Genomic DNA, 4,569 nt, shown 5'->3' on the forward strand with positions numbered 1-4,569 from the left:
ACCATAAGAAAGAGCACTATTGTTACGAGCCGTGCAAAAAGAAACGCGAGTACGAAAAAGAATATTACGACTACGAGACTTATGACCATAAGAAAGAGCACTATTATGACGATCCTTATGAGAAGCACTGCGATGATAAAAAGAAATACTACTACTATTGTGAGGCCTACAAAAAATACCATGAGCAGCCTAAAAAAGAATACGGCTACGATGAACCCTCTAAAACATACGATGAAAGCTCTTACAAAAAGAAAAACGATTCTTGGATTGTATAATGAATCGGTGTTTTCATGTGCGCTCAAATCATGCAGAGAGCGGACATCTCCGGTTTTCTTCATGTAAAAAACCCCGCTTCTAAAAGCGGGGTTTCCATTCGGCCTGTCCGGGATGGTGATAAGCTATTCGTTTTTAGGTTTTGGGGGTCTTTTTCCCCAATATTGATAATAATCGGTTTTGATAAAGCCGTTAAAGAGCTTTCGTTTTTTCGTCGCTTTTTTCCCGTAGCATTCTTCAAACCGTTCGTTTGATGTCAGCATATAGACGGACCATGTATCAAGGGCGGCAAACGTTTTGCCCATGTCCCTGTACATCTTTTCGACTTCTTCTTTTTCTCCGAGCCATTCGCCGTACGGCGGGTTTCCGACGATGACGCCGTATTTTTCTTTTGTTGTGAAATCTTTGACCTGCATTTGTTTAAATTCGATTAAATCGCCCAGTCCCGCTTCTTCGGCATTCGCCTTAGCGATATCGATCATGCGGTGGTCAAGGTCATAGCCGTGAATGGACAAAGGCTGATCATAATTGGCCTTTTCTTCAACTTCAAGCCTTGCTTTGTTCCATACATCCTTGCCGATCCATTCCCATTGTTCAGACGCAAACTCCCTGTTAAACCCGGGGGCGATGTTTTGCCCGATCAGCGCCGCTTCAATCGGGATCGTACCCGAACCGCAAAACGGGTCAACAAACGGCCTGTCCGGCGTCCAGTTTGTCAGCAGGATCAGGGCGGCTGCGAGCGTTTCTTTTAATGGAGCTTCCCCCTGGCCTGCGCGGTATCCCCTTTTATGCAAGCCGATTCCTGAAGTATCGAGCGTGATGACAGCTTTGTCTTTCAAAAGCGAAATTTCAACCTTATACTCCGGACCCGTCTCCTCAAGCCACTCGTTACCTTTTCGGTATTGCGTTTTCAGCTTTTCGGCGATTGCTTTTTTCACGATGCGCTGGCAGTCAGGCACGCTTGCGAGTGTCGATTTCACCGATTTTCCCGTAACGGGAAACTTCGCGTTTTCCGGAATAAAGGAGCTCCAGTCAATCGCTTTCGTTTTTTCAAATAGTTCGTCAAACGTTTTCGCAGTGAATTCAGCGGCCTGGATCTTTACCCTGTCCGCCGTCCTCAGCCAAAGATTTGCCCTGCAGATGGCGAGAGCGTCTCCTTCAAACATCACTTTTCCGTTGTCGACCGTGCACTCATAGCCTAATCCGCGCACCTCTTTGGCGACGATCGCTTCGATTCCCATCGGGGCTGTTGCAATTAATTTAAAGGTTTTCATCGTATCACCTGTTTGTATGTATGTTTTTACATGATAAAAGCTCTCCTATTTGCGGAGAGCTTATGCATTGTCATCATCATTAGTGTTTGTAACGTTCTGTAAGCCATGTTTTGTTCCCTCGTACTGCAGTCGGCTTTTGGCCTCGTACTCAGGCGGTAATCATCTATCTACAGAGCAATCTCTGTCCTTCCTTCCGTTCATTTCCGTCCAGAAGGTTCCCCTACCAAAATTTGGGTTTCTCGCTCGAGGGGTTTACCTCGTTCCACTCTCACCATTTCTAGTGAGACTTCGTCACTGTGGCACTTTCAAGGATACTCAGCCATATCCGCAAAGGACGTAGGCTTTTTTCCTGCCGTCAGCCTTACACAAGGCTGCCCTAGCTTATGACTTCGCTAGGCACGAACACTACGGGCATCTCAGCACCGTGCGAGCATGGACTTTCCTCTACAGATGCAAACATCTGCAGCGATTACCCGAACGTTAAGACATCCACTATTATATCCTACTTTCTTTTTAAGGGCAAGGCTTTTTCATCAATCGTATAATTTGCTTCCGAATACGTGTTTTTCCAAATTAGATAATCTTTTCAAAATATCAAAGTTGGTCGTATTTGATTGAGCAGGCTGCCTTTTGCTGGCTTCCTCCAGCTGCTTTTTCAAATTCAGGTTTTCCTGCTGCAATTCCTCAATTTCCTGATGGAAGGCTTCATAGTCTTTAATCACCAAGTCGAGAAACTTGTCAACATCTTCCTGTTTGTAGCCTCTGACCGCTGTTTTGAACTCTTTTTCCAAAATTTCTTTAGCAGAAAGCTTCACTTTATCAGCAAGCATCTTTTTCACCTCATATCGTGAATCATCATCTTATATTTTTTCAGAAAACGTGTACAATGTCAAATTTATCTTCCTCATGTTATTCTTCGTAAAAGGTGTAATCCTCAACGGTTGATCTAAGATCGTCCATTGTGATCGTATAGATCGGAAAATCGCGCTTTTCCTGAGCTTTTTTTGCTTCATTCAGCATGTAAACAGGCGAACCATCGACTTCTTCATCATAAAGAATCAGCAGGCCATCGGCTTTTTCGATGAAGAACCGGTTTTTCTGCTTAAACTGCGCCGGACTTTCATAAGGTCTGTGCGTCAAGCTTTCCGTGTAATCACTTTGAGCTAACACAGCTTCATACAGCTCTTTATTTTTCTCATTCCAGTTCTTTTCCTGGTCAAAAAACGGGGTGATGACAGCCACTTTCAGCTCAGGGTATTCTTCCTGAAGGGAAAAAGCCACTTCTGCTGCCCAGATTTCCGCACCAAGCTGCCCGGAAATAAGGATCCATTCCAGTCCTTCATCAAGCAAAGCGAGAATCCTGCTTTCAATCGCTTTTTTTATGTAAAACAGCGCCGGGTCATCGTGCTTAAATATTCCGATTTCAAATGGTTTGTATCCTGTTACAGCCAATACTTTCACTTTTATCACCTGCTAAAAAATGGGGCACGGTCTGCCCCATTTTTTAAAAATATTCTGTTCCCCTGGAACCGGCTTTGCTGATCCTCACAAAGCTTACGCAGTCCGCCTTTTAGTATCCGCCAAATCCAGGTCCTGCAAACGGCGCAGTTCCTGTGCTGACAAAATGCTGATGTGTCGCCTGATTCACGTTTGATTGAGTTTGCGGGTAGTAATGAACGTGATCGAAATGTTGATGGTTGATATTTGTTGTATGCTGCGGATGAATGTGCGGTACGATCGTATTGCCGTGCGTGTGGGTGTAACAGCATTGTGTAGGATGAACAATCGGCCCTATCACGTTTGGTCTGCAGTGCATGATCAAATCCCCTTTCCTAAGAGCTTCTAAATACACTATTAAACTATGAAGCAGGGGGTGAACATGTACTAATATAAAGACCTATTTTAAAAGTAAGCCAAAAAGCTTTCCTTGAAATTCGTCAAAATGAAAATGATGAACAGTACAACGACAAAAAACAAGTAAAACAAGCCCTTATACATATCGACGCTCCTTTCAAAAATAGTCTAGCGTTATTTTACAAGAATTTTGCCGTTTCTACAATTCATAACATGTTTTTCTTGCGCTGCTGGCGGCGGATGCTGTCGACTTCTGCGCTTGCCCGGGGAATACTCTTCCTGTATTTCCTCTTTAGCCTCTCGTGGCGGCCGTCCAGCTCAGCCGCTTCCCTTTCTGTCGGGACGAGCTGTTTTGAGGCGCAGCGGCCGAGAAGATCCCGTGTTACGGATAAAGCGGCCGGAATGTCCCGCTTTTGATGCTCGTAATATTTTGCAAGCTCAATGCCCGACCGCCAAGCTGTTTTTTCATCTTCCGCATGTCGCAGCTTTTCCCACAGCTCAGCCGCCTTTTCAAGCATTCCCTGTTTTTTATATTGAAGCGATAAATCGTAGGACGCCCGCTCTGACTGTTCAAAGGATTTGGACGCAAGCTCCTTCAATTGCTCTGTCGCCCGTTCTGTTTCTTGATTGGCGATGAGCCATTTCGCCAGCGCATATTTTTCGTTTGCTTCCTCCGCTTTTTGCGGTGATAGAATCTTTTTCGATATATGGATGTAAAGGGTGATCAAAGAGAGCACGTCAAGCTCATTGTGGCGGAGGACGCCTTCTATAATCCCGGGCCGCTCTTCTTTTAAAAACTGAAAATAAATCATAGGTGCGAGATACCCCGGCGTATCCTCCGTTCTCTCGAATCCCAGCTCCTCTTTTTCAACCGTCCTTAAGGAAACGCGCTCGAATTTATGTTTCCAGAGCCTTCTTGCACCATGCAGCAGGTCAAAATGGCCGAAATCGGGAAGCTCGGGAAGCCTGTCACGGATCAGCGTGTGCCTCGTTTTGACCTGCGGCCAGTCGAACGCTTTTCCGTTGTAGGTGACAAGCGATTTAATATCGACTTCGCTTAAAAAACTGTGATAAAGAGCCGCTTCGTTTCCCGGTTTTGGCAAGAGATGCTGCTTGACGACCACCTTGTCATCATAAACCCTTGCATGGCCGAGCAAAAATATCGTAT

At 45.2% G+C, this 4,569-nt stretch carries 5 protein-coding genes, 1 other RNA gene and 1 pseudogene; 1 reads left to right on the forward strand and 6 read right to left on the reverse strand.

All coding sequences use genetic code 11. The features are described 5' to 3' along the window. A pseudogene (locus V7126_RS06225) lies at positions 1-275 on the forward strand (hypothetical protein); the annotation flags it as partial. A 123-nt stretch (positions 276-398) separates the two neighbouring features. On the opposite strand, the gene V7126_RS06230 reads toward V7126_RS06225, so the two are convergent. The 6 genes from V7126_RS06230 to V7126_RS06255 form a co-directional block, all read right to left on the reverse strand. After that, positions 399-1,547, reverse strand: coding sequence for a THUMP domain-containing class I SAM-dependent RNA methyltransferase (locus tag V7126_RS06230; protein ID WP_335497264.1), 1,149 nt, complete (start codon positions 1,545-1,547; stop codon positions 399-401). Positions 1,548-1,641: 94 nt separating this feature from the next. Next, an RNA gene (gene rnpB / locus V7126_RS06235) (RNase P RNA component class B) lies at positions 1,642-2,028 on the reverse strand. A 52-nt stretch (positions 2,029-2,080) separates the two neighbouring features. Next, entirely contained in the window at positions 2,081-2,377 is a 297-nt protein-coding gene (gene gpsB, locus V7126_RS06240; RefSeq protein WP_046130785.1) for a cell division regulator GpsB, read from the reverse strand. Positions 2,378-2,456: 79 nt separating this feature from the next. Then, a complete protein-coding gene (locus tag V7126_RS06245; protein ID WP_046130786.1) occupies positions 2,457-3,008 on the reverse strand; it encodes a DUF1273 domain-containing protein in 552 nt (183 codons plus the stop codon). A gap of 109 nt (positions 3,009-3,117) precedes the next feature. After that, positions 3,118-3,363: a CotD family spore coat protein gene (locus tag V7126_RS06250; protein ID WP_046130787.1), complete on the reverse strand. Its 246-nt coding sequence runs from the start codon at positions 3,361-3,363 to the stop codon at positions 3,118-3,120. 244 nt (positions 3,364-3,607) lie between these two features. Beyond that, positions 3,608-4,569 (reverse strand): ribonuclease H-like domain-containing protein (locus V7126_RS06255; RefSeq protein WP_335497270.1); only part of this gene is annotated, 962 nt, incomplete at its 5' end.

The sequence above is a fragment of the Bacillus sp. JJ675 genome (assembly GCF_036963165.1).
Classification (GTDB): domain Bacteria; phylum Bacillota; class Bacilli; order Bacillales; family Bacillaceae; genus Bacillus; species Bacillus glycinifermentans.